This is a genomic window from Georhizobium profundi (genome assembly GCF_003952725.1).
Lineage (GTDB): Bacteria > Pseudomonadota > Alphaproteobacteria > Rhizobiales > Rhizobiaceae > Georhizobium > Georhizobium profundi.
The window spans coordinates 1,468,384-1,485,862 of sequence record NZ_CP032509.1; the positions used below are offsets into that span (position 1 = coordinate 1,468,384).

Genomic DNA, 17,479 nt, shown 5'->3' on the forward strand with positions numbered 1-17,479 from the left:
ACAGGAACCATGTTCGCCCTGGCCAAGTCGGAACCCCGCGAGGGGCTTTGGCAAACGGAAGTGGCCATTCCGGAAATCGGGCCGGATCAGGTGCTGATCAAGGTCTCGAAAACCGGGATCTGCGGCACCGATGTGCACATCTGGAAGTGGGATGAGTGGGCGCAGCGCACCATTCCCGTGCCCATGGTTGTCGGACATGAATATTCCGGGGCGATCGTCGATGTGGGCCGCTCCGTCACCAATCTGAAGGTTGGCCAGCGGGTTTCGGGCGAAGGCCATATCGTCGGCAATTCGAGCCGCGCCGCGCGGGCTGGACGCTTCCATCTCGATCCCGAGACGCGCGGGATCGGCGTCAATATTCCGGGCGCCTTTGCGCAATATCTGGCGCTTCCGGCGTTCAACGTCATTCCATTGCCCGATGAAGTCGACGATGAGATCGGCGCGATCCTCGATCCGCTGGGCAATGCCGTGCATACCGCTCTTTCGTTCGACATCATTGGCGAGGATGTGCTGATCACCGGCGCGGGGCCGATCGGCATCATGGCGGCGATCGTCGCACGCCATGTCGGCGCACGGCACATCGTTGTAACCGATGTGAACCAGGCCCGGCTCGATCTTGCCGCCAAGCTTTGCGATGTCGTTCCGGTCAACACAGCCACGCAGGATCTGCGCAGTGAGATGGGCCGCATCGGTCTGCGGGAAGGTTTCGACGTCGGTTTCGAGATGAGCGGCTCAGACGTCGCTTTCCGGCAGATGGTCGACACGCTCGTCATGGGCGGCCGCATCGCGTTTCTGGGTTTGCCCGCACAACCGATGCTCGTGGACTGGTCGTCGATCGTTCTGAGAAGCCTGGTTATCAAGGGCGTCTATGGCCGCGAGATGTTCGAGACCTGGTACAAGATGCTCGCCATGCTGCAGTCCGGGCTGGATGTGCGCGGCGTGATCTCCCATCGGCTCGCTGCCGCTGATTTCGACAAGGGTTTCGAGGCGATAAAGCGCGGCGAAGCCGCCAAAATCGTGCTCGACTGGTCGGATGCGGGCACGAGCGGCTTCGCAATGCAGAGGACGGCAGCGCAATGAGTCGATCATCCCTGGACACCGATCACTCAGGGCTCGATGCGCTCAATGCACGGGTGCGCAAGGATCTGGAGCTTTTGTGCCGCCCGCCGGCCAATTGGGTGCCTCCACGCCATGTAAAAGGCCAGCCGGTCGTGGATGTCGTGATCATCGGCGGTGGCATGTGCGGCCTTGTCGCTGCGTTTGCTCTGCACTCCGCCGGCATCCGCAATGTGCGCATCTTCGATCGCAATCCGACCGGCTACGAAGGGCCGTGGGTGAATTACGCGCGCATGGAAACGCTGCGTTCGCCCAAGCAGTTGACCGGTCCGGCCTATGGCATTCCTTCGCTGACTTTCAGGTCATGGTTCACTGCGCAGTTCGGCGAAACGGAATGGGACGCGCTGGACAAGATCCCACGTCCCATGTGGATGGACTATCTGCGCTGGTACCGCGCAGTCCTGGAGATCCAGGTCGAGAATGACGTGAATGTCGATCGCATTCTGCCCGAGGGTGATTATCTGAAGCTCGATCTCTCGGGCGCCGGCACGAATGACGCCCAGGTTTTCGCGCGCAAGGTCATCATGGCGACCGGCCGTGACGGGACCGGGCATCCGAACATTCCGGCCTTCGTCGACGGTTTGCCGAAATCGGCCTGGGCGCATTCGTCCGAAGACATCGACTTCAAGGCGCTGAAAGGCAAGCGTGTGGCGGTCGTCGGCGTCGGCGCATCCGCGGTCGACAATTCTGCCGAAGCGCTTGAAGCGGGTGCTGCGGAAGTGCGTCACCTCATCCGGCGGAAGCACATGCCGACCATCAACAAGATGATGGGCATTGGCTCCTTCGGTTTCACGGCGGCGTTTCCGCGTCTCTCGGATGCGTGGCGCTGGCGCTTCATGCACTATTCGTTCCTGACGCAGACGCCGTCGCCGCGCGGGTCGACCTTGCGCGTCAGTCGGCATCCCAATGCATACTTCCACTTCGGCAAGGGCATCGACCGGATCGCTCATGACGGGCGCGAACTCGATATCGCGATGCAGGACGGCAGCCGTCTCAAGACGGACTTCCTCATTCTCGGGACAGGTTTCACGGTCGAGCCGCTGGCACGCACCGAGCTTGATGGTTACGCCGACAAGATCCTGCTTTGGGGCGATCGTTACGCTGCGCCTGCCGGCTTGCAGCATTCTGAATTGGCGAAATTTCCTTACCTTGCCGACGACTTCGCTTTCCAGGAGCGCGAAGAGGGCGCGGCACCGTGGCTTTCGGCGATCCACTGCTTCAACTACGGCGCGTCGGTCAGCCTCGGCAAAGTCAGCGGCGACATTCCCGGTATCAGCGAGGGTGCCGCTTGGCTTGCCCGTGAGATCGCTGCCACGCTCTATCGTGAGGATGTCGAGACCCATTTCGCGGCCATGGAAGCTTACGACAAGCCCGAGCTTCTGGGCGACGAGTGGACCGAAGCGCCACTCCCCGGCGAGGAGCTCGACGAGCCCGCATTGAAAACGGGGAGCGACGCCCGATGAGCACTGATGTGGTGACACGGCTCGCATCTGTGAGTGACGATGGCTCCAAAGTCGCGGCTGCCGTAGCGTTGCGAGCCGATGTGTTCGCAATGACGCAAGCGGCGCATGATGCAGCGCTGAAGCCTAACGATGCCGGCGGCTTTACTCATGCCGAGCGGGCGGCGCTCGCGACCCGGATCGCGAAGCTCAACCGCTGTGATGAGCTTGCCGAGCACTATTCGGCACTGCTTGCCACCTATGACGCAGACGAAGACACGCTCGCGATCGCCGATCCCGCCTTCGATGGCGATGCCTGGTCGCGCATCAATGCCGTTTTGACGTTCACCGATCTTGTCGCGGCAAACCCGAAGGCGACGCAGCCTGACGACGTCGCGTCACTTCAGGCGGCCGGCGTTTCGGATGCCGACATCGTGCGGCTGGCCGAGCTCAACGCCTTCCTCGCCTACCAGATCCGTTTGCTTGTGGGATTGAAGCTGATGCGGGGTGCGGCATGAACGCGGTGATCCACAACTTCACCACCGAGGTTCCCGAGTGGCGCCCGCGGGTCAAACCCATCGACCTGGAAGAGGCGACGCCGGAGCAGCTCGATGCGCTCAAGGTGACGCCGTCGAACACGAAGGTTTCCGACTACGTCCTGGTGCTCGCCAACGATGTCGAAACGCTGAAGGTCCGCACGCCGCTCTTCAACGCGATCATGTACAACAAGGGTGGCTTGAGCCGCGCGGAGCGGGAGATCGGCGCGACTGCGGCGTCGGTGGTCAACCGCTGCGTCTATTGCGCGGCCGTCCATTCCAGCCGCTACAATCAGCTTGCCAAGGACGAAGCGGTCATGCAGCGCATCTTCGCGGACGGCGAAGAGGCTGATCTGGACGAGCGCGCATCGGCGATCTTCAAATTTGCGACCAAGCTCTCCAAGGCCCCGAGCGAGGCGGATGCAGACGACATGCAGCGACTGCGCGACATCGGCATGAGCGAGGAAGAAATTCTCGATCTCATTCTGTCGACGGCGCTGTTCGGCTGGGCAAACCGGCTGATGCACGTGCTTGGCGATCCGGTGGCGAAAGCGGACTGATTTCGGGCTCACAAAAGCCCGTTCGAAATGTTGAAATGAGAGGAATTGAGAGTGGAGCAGGGCAACAAGGGGATCGTGAAGGTCGGTATCGTCGGGGCAGGGTCCATCGCATTCGGCGCGGCTGCCTACTTGGAGAATGCCGGTCACCGCGCCATGCTCTGGTCGCCATCGGGCGAGCGCACCAAGCGCCTGGCAACCGGTGAAGCGCTCATTGCTTCCGGTGCACTCGAAGGCACATTCCACCCTGCAGTCGCGGGGTCGGCGCAGCAACTCGTCGAAGCCAATGACGTGCTGATGATCGCCTTGCCGGGCTATGGCCACAAAGCCGTCATGGACGCCATCGCGCCTTTCATCCGCGAAGGTCAGGCTGTCCTGATAAGCTCGCATGCCTCCTTCGGCGCGCTTTATCTCAACCGGCTTCTGGCCGAACGGGGCATCGTCGTTCCGATCGTCGCCTGGGGGACGACGGTCACCACCGGACGGCAGCCGAGCCTCGTCGAGGCGCAGGTCAACACGGTGCGCAGCAAGGTCGATGTCGCAACCGTACCGGAATCCCTGAGCGCCGAGGGACTTTCGGTTTGCCAGACGCTCTTCGGCGACCGTTTCGTGCAGCGCGACGGCATTCTCGCCATCGCGCTTTCGAACCTCAATCCGCAGAACCACATGGGCATCGCGCTTTGCAACATGACCCGCATGGAGCACGGCGAAACCTGGCCGCAAGGGCTCAACGTCACGCCCAATGTCGGGCGCCTGCTCGAGGAACTCGATCGCGAACGCATCGCCATCGCCGAAGCGCTCGGGCTCAAGGTGCGGGACATCTTCGAACACTTCCATCTGTCGTTCCATGTGCCGAAGGACAGTGTTTCGGCCATGAACCAGGAAATGCACCGCGAAGGGCGTGGCGGGACCGGCCCAGCCACAGCGGATTCACGCTACGTCACCGAGGATGTGCCGTTCGGCCTTCTGATGACGGTTAAGCTCGGCGAACTCACTGGCCGCCCCGCAGTCCTTCACGACGCCGGCGTGCGCATCTTCTCCGCGATGTATGGCCGGGATTTCGCCGCCGAGAACACGCTTCTCGACGCGATCGGCATGTCCGATCTTTCCCTGGAGCGGCTGCGCCAACTGGCTCGCGACGGCTTCGAGGTTTCGACGGAGGCGCGCGCCGCAAGCTGATTTTTGAGTACACGGGACGAAGAAGCCCGACCCAACAAAAGATCATGACAGGCACTGGCCGTTAAGCCTCCGCGTGCGAGACGGCCGATCATCACCGGAAACAGAGGGAGACTACGCAATGACGAAATTTCACATCAATCGCCGCAGGCTGATCCAGACGTCGGCCGCTGGCGCCGCAATTCTGGCTGCACCGTCCATTCTCCGCTCGCGTGAAGCGCGTGCCCAGGAAGGCACCGTCAACATCTGGACCTATGCCAACTTCATTCCGCAGGACTTCATCAGCGAGTTCCAGAACGAGACCGGTATCCAGATCCAGGTGCGTCTCGTTGACGACCAGGGCAAGCAGTTCAACCTTCTGGCTGCCGAACAACCGCAGCCGACCGTCGACATTCTGACCGTTGCCGGCCACCGCTTCCTGCAGTTCATCGAATCCGGTCTCCTCGCTCCGATCGACACGGACCGTCTGACGAACTGGGGCAACATTAACACGATCTACTCGGAAAGCGACTGGGGCACTATCAACGGCGAGAAGTGGGGCGCTCCCGTGCTCTCCGGCGCCGAGGTGCTGGCCTGGAACACCGAAATGGTCGATGCGTCCGAGACGACCAGCTGGGACGTGATGTTCGACCCGAAATACCAGGGCCAGACCGCCTACATCATCCAGGACATGATGTCCGTCATGATGCTCTATAAGGGCTATGACGGCAACATGATCGAATACATGGACGATCCGGAGCGTGCTGCAGAGATCGTGCGCGAAACTCGCGATTTCATGATCGAAAACAAGGGTATGGTTCGGAAATTCTACGACTCCGGCGCCGAGATCCAGCAGATGTTCATCAACCAGGACGTCGTGCTCGCCCATGCCTGGAACGGCCCGATCTCCAAGCTGATCATGGACGGTTTCCCGATCGACATGACGATCCCGAAGGAAGGCTCCTACGGCTTCATCTACACGTTCAACATCGCCGAGAACGCACCGAACGCCGACAATGCCTACACCTTCCTCGACGCGCTTCTCGCCCGTCCGGAAATCGGCGCTGCGATGACCCGCGCTTCGGGCTACCTGTCGACCATGAACGGCGTCAACGAGCATCTGAGCGAACTCGAGCAGCGCGCTTCGTCCTTCACCGAAGAGGAACTGGAAGGTCTGCAGTTCTTCCGTGCCGAGGCCAACGAGATGAAGTACCAGCTCGTCGACCCGGCCGTCGAAGAAATCAAGGCAGCCTGATCTTTCACCGGAGCGGGCGGTCTAGCGTCCGCTCCGGCCATTTTCGTACTTCAAGCCAGACGTTACCGCGCGCCGGTTAAGCGTCGAAGGAGCATCGCTGATGGCTCATACCCAATCCTCCACGCTCGAAGAGAGCCGTGAACGGTCACCAACCGGGCGGCGCAGCTTTTGGGGTGCGCTGGCGCAGAACGGAACGTACAACGCGGCGACGGGCGTGCTATTCAAGACGCAACGGCGCCAGTTCCTGTTGCTTGCCAGCTTTCCGCTGATCTGGGTGTTCGTGGCGCATCTCGGACCCATCATCCAGATGTTCTGGATCAGCTTTCTGGATTCCTACCCGCCGCGCGTCGGCTATGAGCCGCAATTCACGCTCGACAATTGGGCGACCTTCTTCGGACAGAGCATCTTCGTCACGCCGTTCATCCGGACACTGGTCTATGCCTTCACCTTCACCTTCGCGACGCTGCTGATCACCTATCCGGTCGCGTACTTCCTCGCCAAGCACGTGAAGCGGCAGAACCAGCTCATCTTCCTGCTTCTGCTCCTCATCCCCTTCTGGGTCGGCGAAATCGTGCGCACCTATGCGATCATGATCCTGCTCGGCAATACGGGCGCGCTGAACCGGCTGCTGATGATGCTCGGCATGATCGAGCGGCCGATCCCCTTCATGTATACGAGCTTTTCGCTGGGCGTCGGCATCGTCTACCTGACCTCGCTCTACATGCTGCTGCCGCTCTATTCGGCGCTGGAAAAGATCCCGCGCAGCTACCTCGAAGCGGGTGCCGATCTCGGAGCGGGTGCCTGGACGCGGTTTCGCAGGATCACGCTGCCGCTCTCCAAGGAGGGGATCGCGTCGGGCTGTACGCTCGTCTTCCTGATTTCGACCGGCTACTACGCCACCCCGGTTCTTCTCGGCGGGCCGAGCACCACCGTTTTCGCTGAAACCATCGCAGGCTTCTTCCATGTGGCAGGCGACCAGTGGCCGACGGGTGCTGCGTTCTCCTCGATCATGCTGATCGCCGCACTGTCGATCACCGGCATCTTCCTGAAACTCATGGGCCGCTCCGGAAAAGGTCTGATGAAATGACCAAGTCCACCCGCATCTTCATGTCCGTCATCTACTGGGCATTCGTGGTCTATCTGTTCGTGCCGCTAGTGCTGATGGTGGTCATGGGGTTCAAGGATTCCGCCTTCATCGGTTTCCCGATCCAGTCCTGGACGCTTGATTGGTACAAAGGCGTCTTTCAGGACACTGAAGTGATCAACGTCTTCATCTATTCGATGACGATCGCGATCACGAGCACGCTTCTGTCGCTCGTCATCGGCACGTGGGTGGCGTCCTTCCTCGGACCCTACAAGTTTCCGGGCAAGGTCATCATCTTCGCCATCACCTGCCTGCCGGCGGTCATTCCCGGGATCATCTCGGCAATCTCGCTGCGCATCTATGCGCGCTTCCTGGATATCGAACCGGGCATGCTTGCCATCATTCTCGGCCATACGGTGCACAATGTGCCCTTCGTGGCGCTGGTGGTGATGGCGCGGCTTGCGACCTTGCCGAAGAGTCATATCGAAGCGGCGCGCGATCTCGGCGCTGACAGCCTCATTGCCTTCTTCCGCGTGACGCTGCCCTATCTTCGGCCGGCGCTCATCGGCGCAGGTATCTTCTGCATGCTGCTCAGCTTCGACGATTTCGTCCGCGCCTTCTTCCTCGGCAGCTATCAGCCGACCCTGCCGGTGCTGATCTTCGCCAAGCTGCGGTCGGGCATGTCGCCTGAAATCAACGCCATCTCCACGGTCGTGCTCGTCATGACAGCAATTCTGGGCATCTGGGCAGAACGCTCGATGCGCCGCATGAACAAAGGGGCCTGACATGGACCAGCAGGGCAGAAAAGCGATCGTTCACATCGAGAACGTGTCGAAGAGCTTCGGCCAGACCAAGGCGATCGACAATCTCGACATGAAGATCATGGCGGGTGAGTTCGTCACCTTCCTCGGACCGTCGGGCTGCGGAAAGTCGACCACACTGCGCATCCTCGGCGGGTTCGAAAGCCCGGATCAGGGCCGCGTCATCCTCGACGGCGTAGACGTCACCAAGCAGCCGCCAAACAAGCGCGACGTGAACATGGTCTTTCAGGACTATGCGCTCTTCCCGCATATGACAGTGGGCGAGAACATCGCCTTTGGTCTCGAACTGAAGGGCCAGCAGCGCGGCGAGATCGACCGGCGGGTCGCAAGCCTTCTCGACTTCCTGCAGCTTTCCGGCTTCCGCGATCGCACGCCCGATCAGCTATCGGGTGGTCAGCGACAGCGCGTGGCGCTCGCACGCGCGCTTGCCCCCGATCCGAAGCTTCTGCTTCTCGATGAACCGCTCGGCGCACTCGATGCCAAGCTGCGCGGTCAGGTTCAGGTGGAACTGAAAGACATTCAGCGGCGCACCGGCAAGACGTTCTTCTTCGTCACACATGACCAGGAAGAGGCGCTGACCATGTCCGATCGGATCGTCGTCATGAACGCCGGTCGCGTGGAGCAGGACGGAACGCCGGAGGACCTCTATTACCGGCCGGCGAGCCGCTTCGTTGCCGAGTTCATCGGTGAGACCAATCTGCTCGAAGGTACCGTGCGCGGCAGCGACCAGGGTGCGGTCATCATCGATTGGAAGGGCCACAGCGTCTATGGCTCGGCCAATGGTGGTCAGCCGCAGACGGGATCGAGCGTTGCCGCGTCGATCCGGCCGGAAAACGTGATCTGCCTGCCGCAAAGGCCCGCCAACGATCGTGCGCTCAAAGGCCGCATCGTCAATCGCGTGTTCAAGGGCAGCAAGACGACAGTCGACGTCCAGGTTGACGAGCGCGATCCGCTGATCATCAAGGCCCATGTGGACCCCGCGGTGGCGCACCAATTCGCCGACGACACGGTGTGGGTGACCTGGGACACGAGCAGGCTGGCCGTGCTCGCTGGCTGATCGGAAACGATTGCCGGCGACTTAATTTGCTCTGATTTGCCGGCGAAGGCTGGCTCTTTGCGTGCTTCTTCTGGTATGCGGCACGACAAAGAGGCCCCATTCATGACATCGTCCATCGAAAATGCGCCGGCATCCCTGCCGGCCGCCATCCATCCTGCTCTCTCCTCCGCGCTTGAAGCGCACGGCTACGCCCAGCTGACGCCCGTTCAGACGGCCATGCTGGACGACGCCAATGCGGGGGCGGACCTGCTCGTCTCGGCACAGACCGGATCGGGCAAGACAGTCGCCTTCGGGCTCGCCATTGCGTCCACGCTGCTCGATGGCGCGGAGACCTTCGGCGCTGCCGGACGGCCACTCGGTCTCGTGATTGCGCCGACACGCGAACTGGCTTTGCAGGTCCAGCGCGAACTCGACTGGCTTTATGCCGTTGCCGGTGTGCGCACCGCCACCTGCGTCGGCGGCATGGACATGCGCAACGAGCGCCGGTCGCTCGAACGCGGCGCCCATCTCGTCGTCGGCACGCCCGGTCGTCTGCGCGATCACATCAACAAGGGTGCGCTCGATCTTGCCGATCTTCGGGCCGTCGTCCTGGATGAGGCCGACGAGATGCTGGATCTCGGCTTCAAGGACGATCTCGAATTCATTCTCGCCGCTGCACCGGACGACCGCCGGACGCTGATGTTCTCGGCAACCGTCTCGCGGCCGATCGCCGAGCTTGCCAAGACCTACCAGCGCGATGCGGTGCGGGTCGCCGTCACGGCATCCACCGAGCAGCATGCGGATATCGACTATCAGCTGATGCTCGTGCGCCGCGACGAGCGCGAGCATGCCATCATCAACACGCTTCTCCATTCCGACAGCAAGAGCGCGCTCGTCTTCTGCCACACGCGCGAATCCGTGCGTCATCTGACGGCGCGGCTCGGCAATCGCGGTTTTGCGGTGGTGGCGCTCTCGGGCGAACTCGCCCAGTCGGAACGCTCGAGCGCGCTGCAGGCGATGCGCGATGGTCGAGCGCATGTCTGCGTCGCGACCGATGTCGCCGCTCGCGGCATCGACCTGCCCAATCTCGATCTCGTCATCCATGCGGATGTCCCGAGTAATCCGGCGACGCTTCTCCACCGGTCGGGGCGTACCGGCCGAGCCGGGCGCAAGGGCGTGTGCGTGCTGATCGTGCCCGAACATCGCCGTGGTGCGGCAGCAAGGGTGCTGTCGCTTGCAAAGCTCAATGCTGCGACCGTTCCGGCCCCCGGCATTGCGGCCATCGAGGCGCGCTATCGCGAGCAGATCCTCGAAGCTGCAGTATCCACGCCACCGGTTGAGCAGCACGAGGAGCCGTTCATCGCCGAGCTTCTGGAAAAGGTGACGCCGGAACAGCTTGCTGCCGCCTATCTTCGCCAGCAACTGGCTTCGCGCCCCATTCCCGAAGACGTGGCCGAAATTCCGATCCGTCCGATCACGCCGCGCGCGCCGAAGGGCGAGCGCGGCTCCGAGCGGGACGGCAGCGCTCCGCGTGAACCGCGGGAGCCGCGCTCCGAAATGGCCGGCGGCGTCTGGTTCAAGCTGTCACTCGGGCGCAAGCAGCGCGCCGATCCGAAGTGGCTTCTGCCGATGATCTGCAAGGCAGGCGGCGTCACGAAGAAGGACGTCGGCTCCATCAAGATCGACGAGACCGAAACGCGCTTCGAGATTGCCGGCGACAAGGCCGACGCTTACGTCGAACATCTGGCGGAACGCGGCACCGGTGAAAAAGGCGTAACGATCGTGCCGCTCGATGGTGGCTCCAGCCATAGGTCTGCACCGCGTGGCAAGCCGGCCGGCGCGAAGCCATCCGGTCCCAAACCGGCCAAGAGGGCTGCCGAAAAGCGTGCGGACTGGTCAGATCGCCCCGCGCGGGCCGACGAGGCGCGCAAGGGTCCGAAGGCGGACAGGCCGGGCAAACCGGGGAAGCCCGGCAAGTTCAAGGGCGCGAAGCGCCGGGACGCTTGAGCGTACCGCGGATCCCCGGTCTGTCGTCTGCTCGTGTAGTGGGCTTCAGCAAGCGCGCTGCGTGATGTAAGGCCGGTGGTTCACATTTCGCGTTGCAAGAGCTGGGGTTGCTTCGATGGACTTCGTGCCGCTGATCGATCGGGTCGGTGAAGAGATGACGGCGACGTTTGGTGGCGGCGTCATCGGTTTCATTCTCGGTTTCGCGCTGCTGAAGACGGGCTTCTGCACCCGGATGGCGGTGATCGACATGGCGCGAGCACGGAGCCTCACCGGGCCTGCCACCTGGCTGCTCGGCTTCGCTGCCGCGCTTCTTGCCGTACAGGCGATGCTTTATGCCGGCGTGATCGCCGTGGACACGAGCCGCTTCTTCGCCACTGGCCAGAGCCTCTCCGGTGCGCTCATCGGCGGCGCGATCTTCGGCATCGGCATGGTGCTGACGCGCGGATGCGTCTCGCGCCTGCTCGTTCTCGGTGCGGCCGGCAATCTGCGCGCGATCTACAGCCTCCTCTTCGTGGCGCTGGCTGCCTATGCCACGCTTTACGGTTTTCTGGTGCCGGGTCGCGATGCGATCGCGCCGCTGCTGAGCACAGCTGCGATCGGCGGCAATGCGCTTGTCGACCACACGGGTGGTGGCAATGTTTCAGGCGTCGTTCTCGGTGCCGTCGCGGCGGTGGTTGCCATCGCCCTGGCCGCCCGGGCGAAGCTTGGTCTCGGCCAGTCGATCGGCGCAGTCGTCGTCGGGCTCATGGTGGCTGCTGCGTGGTATTTCACCGCAACGCTGACGGCGCAGCTGTTCGAGCCGATCGCCATCGACAGCATTTCCTTCATCCGACCGCTTGCGCAGACGAGCGGCGCTCTCATTGGCAGCGTCGCATTGCCGACATTCGACTTCGGCCTGGTGATCGGCACCTTTGCTGGTGGGCTTCTCGCTGCCCTCGTCCTCGGTCGGTTCAAGGTCACGACGTTTTCCGAACCGGGAGCGCCGCACATTTTGCGCTACACGATCGGTGCCGCCATGATGGGCTTTGGCGGTGTTCTGGCCGCTGGCTGCTCGATCGGGGCTGGATTGACGGGCGGGTCGGTGTTGGCCGCGTCAGCGCTCATAGCGTTGCTTTCCATGGCCGTCGCGGGTGCGGTCACCGACACAGTGCTTGATCGCCCGCGCGAGCGAAGCCCGGCTTAACAACAAAACATGCGTCGGGTGATAAATTCACCCGTGAAGCCGGCTCGCGTGAGAAGATTTTTGCGCGGATGTCGATCAACGCGCATGTCGTTCCTTTGAGCTTTGGCTGTATCTCATCGATATTCGGGTGGATTGGTCGGATTTCATCGGCCGGTCGCTGGCTGGGAGTTGCTCATGATACAGGCCACACGACGGCATGTGCTCACGCTGACTGCAGGTGCGGTTGCCGCTTTCGCTGGCGGTGCGATCGGCATTGCGCCCGCACGTGCCGACGAGGAAGCTTTTCAGGCGGCCATCCGCGATTTCACCGGTGGCGTGGAGCCTCAAGCCGGCCGCGTGACGTTGACGCTTCCCGATGCAGTCGAGAATGGCAGCTCAGTTCCGGTTTCGGTGGCGGTCGAGAGCGCGATGAGCGACGGCGATCTCGTGGAGGAGTTGGCGATCTTCGCTGATGGCAATCCGCTGCCGGGCGTTGCTGCCTTCGCCTTCACGGCGAGAAGCGGTGTGGCATCGGCGGGAACGCGCATTCGGCTGGCCCAGTCGCAGACAGTCGTCGCTATCGCGCGCTTTGCCGATGGTTCGGTTTTCATGGATAGCCGCGCGGTGGAAGTCACCGTCGGCGGTTGCGCGGCCTGAGCGGGGAGAGATTTCATGTCATCGAGACCACGCGTGAGCGTTCCCGCGACAGCCGCCTCGGGAGATATCATCGAGATCAAGGCCCTGATCTCGCACACGATGGAATCCGGCCAGCGCCGCGATGCTTCCGGCAACCGCATTCCGCGCAAGATCATCAACGCGTTCGCCTGCACCTTCAACGGCGAACCGGTCTTCTCCTGCGCCATCGAACCGGCCGTCGCTGCCAATCCGTTTCTGTCGTTTTCGGCGCGTGTGACGGAAAGCGGAACGTTCCGCTTCACCTGGACCGATGACGATGGCTCCGTCTACGAAGCGGAAGAGGCAATCGAAGTCAGCTGACGACAAGTAAAAGCGGCGCAGCCGAGGGTGGGGGAACGATTGGTCAAGGCATTTATCACTCTTGCTGCAGCGATGCTGGCAGGTCTTCCGGTGCCGGCTGGTGCGGAGGAAAAAGCCGGAGCGGCTGCGGATGTCGAGGCGTATGTCCAGCGCGTGAGCGAACTTGCCGTCGACCCCGCCTATGGGGATTACCTCTCGTCGCAATGCACGTCCTGTCACGGAGCCAATGCAGCTGGCGGCATTCCCGCCATCCAGGGGCAGCCGGCCGAAGCGATCATCGCAGCGCTCTTCGAATACAAGACAGAATTGCGCGAGAACGCGGTGATGCGGTCGGTCGCGTCGGCGCTGTCGGACGAGGATGTCGCGGCGCTTTCCGCACATTTCTCGCAGCAATGAATTTCCACGAAAATGACATCCATCATTGGGGGCAAACACATGACATTTATTAAAGACCGCCGCGGCGCCGGGCCGCTTTTGACGCGTAGAACCTTCGGTCTCCTTGCCGGCGCAGGTGCCGCCTCGCTTGCCCTGCCTTCCTACCTGCGTGCGCAGGACAAGCCGCGCGTCGTCGTCATCGGCGGTGGTGCCGGCGGTGCGACGGCCGCCCGCTATCTTGCCAAGGACAGCGATGGTGCGCTCGACGTCACGCTGATCAACAACACCGAAACCTACACCACCTGCTTCTTCTCCAATATCTATCTCGGTGGCTATCGCGATCTGCAGTCGATCACGCATGGCTATGACGCGCTCGTTTCGCAGTACGGGATCAACAAGGTCACCGGCACGGCCGTCGCCATCGACCGCGACGCCAAGACGGTGCGGCTCGAAGATGGCACGGACATCGCCTATGACCGCCTGGTCGTCGCGCCCGGCATCGACATCATCTACGATTCCATCGCCGGTTATTCCGAAGAGGCCGCGGAGACTGCACCGCATGCCTGGAAGGGCGGCCCGCAGACGGAAATCTTGAAGACCCGTCTCGATGCGCTGGAAGATGGTCAGAACATCGTGATGGTCACGCCGCCGAACCCCTATCGCTGCCCGCCCGGGCCCTATGAGCGCGTGTCGATGATGGCGCACGTTCTGAAGGCGAAGGGTTACACGCAGTCGAAGATCTTCGTGCTCGATCCGAAAGAGACCTTCTCCAAGCAGGCACTCTTCCAGGAAGGCTGGGAAACCCACTATCCGGGCATGGTCGAGTGGTATGGTCCCGATGTCATCGGCGAGATCGCCGGTGTCGACGTCGCGGCCGGTGCTGTCGAGACGGGCTTCGATACGTTTGAAGGCGCGCTTCTCAACATCATTCCGGCGCAGCGTGCCGGCGCCATCGCAATCCAGGCCGATCTCGTCAATGAAACCGGCTTCTGCCCGATCGATGCCGCTTCGATGAAGTCGTCTGCCGACGAGAACATCTATGTCATCGGCGATGCGAGCATTGCAGGCGACATGCCGAAGTCCGGCTTCTCCGCAAACAGCCAGGCCAAGGTTGCGGCGATGAACATTCGCGCTGAACTGACCGGCTCGAACGCTTTCCCGGCCCGCTACGCCAACACCTGCTGGAGCCTCATCGAGACGGATGACGGCGTGAAGGTCGGTGCCCAGTACGAGCCTGCTGAAGGCAAGATCACGGCGACCTCGACCTTCGTCAGCCAGCCGGGCGAGACTGCCGAGCTGCGCAAGGAAACGTACGAAGAATCCGTGGTCTGGTACGACAGCATGATCGCCGACACGTTCGGCATCACGGCCTAAGACAAAGAGAGCCGGGCTGCAGTCAGCCCGGCTCTTTCATTCTAGCTTTCGGCGGTTATTGGGCTGGAAGGCGTTGGCAGATCTGGATGAGTGACATGCGGGTCATCTCGGCTTCCTGGCCATCGTCTTCTGCACTGTCTTCGCCTGCATCCTGATCAGGACCTGCCGGGGTCGACGCAGAGCCGATCGAGCCTGAGGATTGGGCATTGATACCGACGCTTCCCGATGTGGTGGGGGCAGGTGTCGTTGGATTGGCTTCCTCGGCCATCACACCATCAACCGCTTGACTGTCGGGATCGGTCGCGCTCGAAGGTGCGGTGCCTTCGGGTTCACCCGTTGAAGCGGCAGAGACACCGGCTGCCTCGCAATCCTCGCGGATGCTTGCTTGTTGCTCTGCGTCGAGGTCTGCAAAGTTGGTCTGGATCTCCTCGTCGGAACGAACGGTTCTCAGCGTTTCGTCGGTGAAGAAAGCCCCCCGCAGTTCGTCGCTCCAGTTCACGTCGGCCGTACTGGTGTCCGACGCGATTGATTGACTGTTGCTCGTTTCGCTGGCGCCTTCGCCTTCCATCGGCTGCTGCGCGTGCGCGAAGGGCAGGGCTGCGAAACTCACAAGGGCGAGCGTCGGCAGGAAGTTCTTGATCGTCATGGTGCGGCTCCTCTGGATGGAAACGCACAATCCAGGGATCAGGTCGATGTTCCGCTTCTCAGGCCACCTTGGAGCAGATCAGGCGCAGAAGCGGTGCATTTTGCTGGGATACGCGGTCCTTCAACAGGCTGAGCGGCATCCGCTCGTCCTTCACGAACTCCATGAACATCATGTTCAGATTGTTGAAGATCATCTGCCCGATCGCGACCGTGTCGAGGCCCGCCGTCACGAGGCCGGCGATCTGAAGCCGCTTCAGCAGCTGGCAGATCTGGTCGGCCAGTTGCTGGTCCAGTGCGGTATAACGCAGGCTCACCGGCCCGTTCGGATCGCGGATCGACAAGGCCATCGCCATGCGCCACATCTCCTTGTTCAGGTAGACGAGCGAGTGATCGTAATAGTGAGCGATCAGGCTGCTTACCGCTTCCTCGACATTGTGATGCGGGCGATCGATCATCAATGCGCCGTCGCCAAGGATTTCTTCGACTTCCATGGCGACGATGGCGACCAGAACGTCGCCCTTGTATCCGAAGTAATTGTAGACCGTTCCCGGTGACACACGCGCGAGTTCCGCGATGTCTTCCATGCGCGCGGCTTCATAGCCCAGATTGCGGAAAAGCGCCGACGCGGCATCGAGAATACGGCGATGCCGGTCGGCCTTTTGCTGCTCTCGCAATCCAGTCACACGCCGCGCTCCGGAAACTTGTAGTCCACTACAAAATTCAAATTGACTTCAAAAATAAGTCGCGTCAACCTCGTCTCCAGCATCGGAACAAGGTGCACACAACAGAGGAGAGAACGATGACTGCCGCGCCCGTGTCTGCTTTCCGCAAATCGATTTCCCTATCGCTTCTGGCCGCAACGGCGTTGACCGCTGCAGCGCCTGCCACCATCGCGCCTGCGTTCGCGCAGAGCCAGGAGCTCAATGCGCTGGTGTGGTGCGACCACACCGATCCCGAACTCGTTCAGCCCTTCGAGGAAGAGCACGATGTGCGGGTCAATCTGCGGGAGTATGAAGGCACGGCTGCCGGTCTGGCGATCCTTGAACAGTCGCAGCCCGGTGACTGGGATGTGCTCGTGATCGATGCCGTCGACGTTGGCCGTGCGGTCGATCTCGGCATCATGGCGGCCTTGCCTGCCGACGAACTGCCAACGGGCGACTTCTTCCCTGAGCTCGTCATGGAAGACCTCAACACGCGTGAAGGCACGACCTACGCGGTGACGGAGAAGTTCGGTTACAACACGGTCGCCTACAACAAGGCCGCCGTCGATCCGGCCGACATGACGAATTTCGAAACGCTCTTCTCCGGCAAGTATGACGGTCGGATCGCCATCTATGACTATTATCTGCCGGTGCTCGGCATGCTGTCGCTCAGCGAAGGCATCGATACGGGTGATCTGGATGCAGAAGCGCTCGAAACCCTGCGCGAGCCTCTCTTCGATCTGCGGGCACGCTCGAGCCAGGTCAGCGAAGTCGTGGCCAGCCAGACCGCGCTTGCGACCGGCGAAGTCGACATCCTCGTCGGTGGCGGCGAATGGCTGACAGCAGTTCTCGCCAGCGAAAACGCCGATCTCGACTGGACCATTCCGGAGCAGGGCGGCGTTCTCTGGGCACAATCGATCGGTGTGCTGGAAAGCAGCGAGAACAAGGATCTTGCCACCGAATTCGTGAAATACATCGTCAGCCCGGAAGGCCAGGCACGGCTTGCGACGTCGTCCTGCTACTGGGGTATGCCGGCCAATGCGGCTGCCGGCGACGTGCTGACGGATGAGGAAAAGACCGTGCTGCGCTGGGACGACCAGCCGGACTTTCTCACGCGCGTGCAGCGCTACCCCGTTCCCGACGCCGAACTCGACACCGCCATGCAGGATCTCTGGACCGACATGCTGCAGCAGTGATGCGGTTTGAAAGCGGACGGTGAC

Annotated in this window: 18 protein-coding genes; 16 read left to right on the top strand and 2 right to left on the bottom strand. The window is 62.0% G+C overall.

All coding sequences use genetic code 11. From position 1 onward, the window contains the following. Positions 1 to 9 precede the first annotated feature (9 nt). From tdh to D5400_RS06845, 15 genes are all read left to right on the top strand, one after another. Entirely contained in the window at positions 10 to 1,080 is a 1,071-nt protein-coding gene (gene tdh, locus D5400_RS06775; RefSeq protein ID WP_126008878.1) for an L-threonine 3-dehydrogenase, read from the top strand. After that, positions 1,077 to 2,579, top strand: coding sequence for an NAD(P)-binding domain-containing protein (locus D5400_RS06780; RefSeq protein WP_126008880.1), 1,503 nt, complete (start codon positions 1,077 to 1,079; stop codon positions 2,577 to 2,579). Before tdh ends, D5400_RS06780 begins: the two co-directional genes overlap by 4 nt. Next, positions 2,576 to 3,073 (top strand): CMD domain-containing protein, encoded by a 498-nt coding sequence (locus D5400_RS06785; RefSeq protein ID WP_126008882.1) that lies wholly within the window; start codon positions 2,576 to 2,578, stop codon positions 3,071 to 3,073. Before D5400_RS06780 ends, D5400_RS06785 begins: the two co-directional genes overlap by 4 nt. Beyond that, the gene (locus D5400_RS06790; protein WP_126008884.1) at positions 3,070 to 3,651 is read left to right on the top strand and encodes a peroxidase-related enzyme; all 582 of its coding nucleotides are present in this window, start codon (positions 3,070 to 3,072) and stop codon (positions 3,649 to 3,651) included. The genes D5400_RS06785 and D5400_RS06790 overlap by 4 nt, the downstream gene beginning before the upstream one ends. 75 nt (positions 3,652 to 3,726) lie before the next feature. Then, complete coding sequence (locus D5400_RS06795) at positions 3,727 to 4,827, top strand: NAD/NADP octopine/nopaline dehydrogenase family protein (RefSeq protein WP_126012877.1); 1,101 nt, start codon at positions 3,727 to 3,729, stop codon at positions 4,825 to 4,827. 118 nt (positions 4,828 to 4,945) lie between these two features. Beyond that, positions 4,946 to 6,058 carry an extracellular solute-binding protein gene (locus tag D5400_RS06800; RefSeq protein ID WP_126008885.1) on the top strand — a complete coding sequence of 371 codons (1,113 nt, stop codon included), beginning with the start codon at positions 4,946 to 4,948 and terminating at the stop codon, positions 6,056 to 6,058. Between the two features lie 100 nt (positions 6,059 to 6,158). Further along, positions 6,159 to 7,145: an ABC transporter permease gene (locus tag D5400_RS06805; RefSeq protein ID WP_126008887.1), complete on the top strand. Its 987-nt coding sequence runs from the start codon at positions 6,159 to 6,161 to the stop codon at positions 7,143 to 7,145. Next, positions 7,142 to 7,927, top strand: a complete 786-nt coding sequence (locus tag D5400_RS06810; protein ID WP_126008889.1) for an ABC transporter permease — start codon at positions 7,142 to 7,144, stop codon at positions 7,925 to 7,927. Before D5400_RS06805 ends, D5400_RS06810 begins: the two co-directional genes overlap by 4 nt. A 1-nt stretch (position 7,928) precedes the next feature. After that, positions 7,929 to 9,020 carry an ABC transporter ATP-binding protein gene (locus tag D5400_RS06815; protein WP_126008891.1) on the top strand — a complete coding sequence of 364 codons (1,092 nt, stop codon included), beginning with the start codon at positions 7,929 to 7,931 and terminating at the stop codon, positions 9,018 to 9,020. Positions 9,021 to 9,122: 102 nt separating this feature from the next. Beyond that, positions 9,123 to 11,006 (top strand): DEAD/DEAH box helicase, encoded by a 1,884-nt coding sequence (locus D5400_RS06820; protein WP_126008893.1) that lies wholly within the window; start codon positions 9,123 to 9,125, stop codon positions 11,004 to 11,006. Between the two features lie 115 nt (positions 11,007 to 11,121). Continuing rightward, on the top strand, positions 11,122 to 12,189 hold the full coding sequence (locus tag D5400_RS06825) for a YeeE/YedE family protein (RefSeq protein ID WP_126008895.1): 1,068 nt from the start codon (positions 11,122 to 11,124) through the stop codon (positions 12,187 to 12,189). 174 nt (positions 12,190 to 12,363) lie between these two features. After that, positions 12,364 to 12,825, top strand: coding sequence for a thiosulfate oxidation carrier protein SoxY (locus D5400_RS06830; RefSeq protein ID WP_126008897.1), 462 nt, complete (start codon positions 12,364 to 12,366; stop codon positions 12,823 to 12,825). Between the two features lie 15 nt (positions 12,826 to 12,840). Beyond that, positions 12,841 to 13,164, top strand: a complete 324-nt coding sequence (soxZ, locus tag D5400_RS06835; protein ID WP_126008899.1) for a thiosulfate oxidation carrier complex protein SoxZ — start codon at positions 12,841 to 12,843, stop codon at positions 13,162 to 13,164. 39 nt (positions 13,165 to 13,203) lie between these two features. Then, positions 13,204 to 13,560: a c-type cytochrome gene (locus tag D5400_RS06840; protein ID WP_126008902.1), complete on the top strand. Its 357-nt coding sequence runs from the start codon at positions 13,204 to 13,206 to the stop codon at positions 13,558 to 13,560. 39 nt (positions 13,561 to 13,599) lie between these two features. Beyond that, the gene (locus D5400_RS06845; protein WP_126008904.1) at positions 13,600 to 14,913 is read left to right on the top strand and encodes an NAD(P)/FAD-dependent oxidoreductase; all 1,314 of its coding nucleotides are present in this window, start codon (positions 13,600 to 13,602) and stop codon (positions 14,911 to 14,913) included. A gap of 55 nt (positions 14,914 to 14,968) precedes the next feature. On the opposite strand, the gene D5400_RS06850 is transcribed toward D5400_RS06845, so the two are convergent. Both D5400_RS06850 and D5400_RS06855 read right to left on the bottom strand, forming a co-directional pair. Further along, positions 14,969 to 15,559, bottom strand: a complete 591-nt coding sequence (locus D5400_RS06850; RefSeq protein ID WP_126008906.1) for a hypothetical protein — start codon at positions 15,557 to 15,559, stop codon at positions 14,969 to 14,971. Positions 15,560 to 15,617: 58 nt separating this feature from the next. Next, positions 15,618 to 16,241, bottom strand: coding sequence for a TetR/AcrR family transcriptional regulator (locus tag D5400_RS06855; protein ID WP_126008908.1), 624 nt, complete (start codon positions 16,239 to 16,241; stop codon positions 15,618 to 15,620). Positions 16,242 to 16,357: 116 nt separating this feature from the next. On the opposite strand from D5400_RS06855, the gene D5400_RS06860 reads away from it, so the two are divergent. Next, on the top strand, positions 16,358 to 17,455 hold the full coding sequence (locus D5400_RS06860; protein ID WP_126008910.1) for an extracellular solute-binding protein: 1,098 nt from the start codon (positions 16,358 to 16,360) through the stop codon (positions 17,453 to 17,455). Positions 17,456 to 17,479 lie beyond the last annotated feature (24 nt).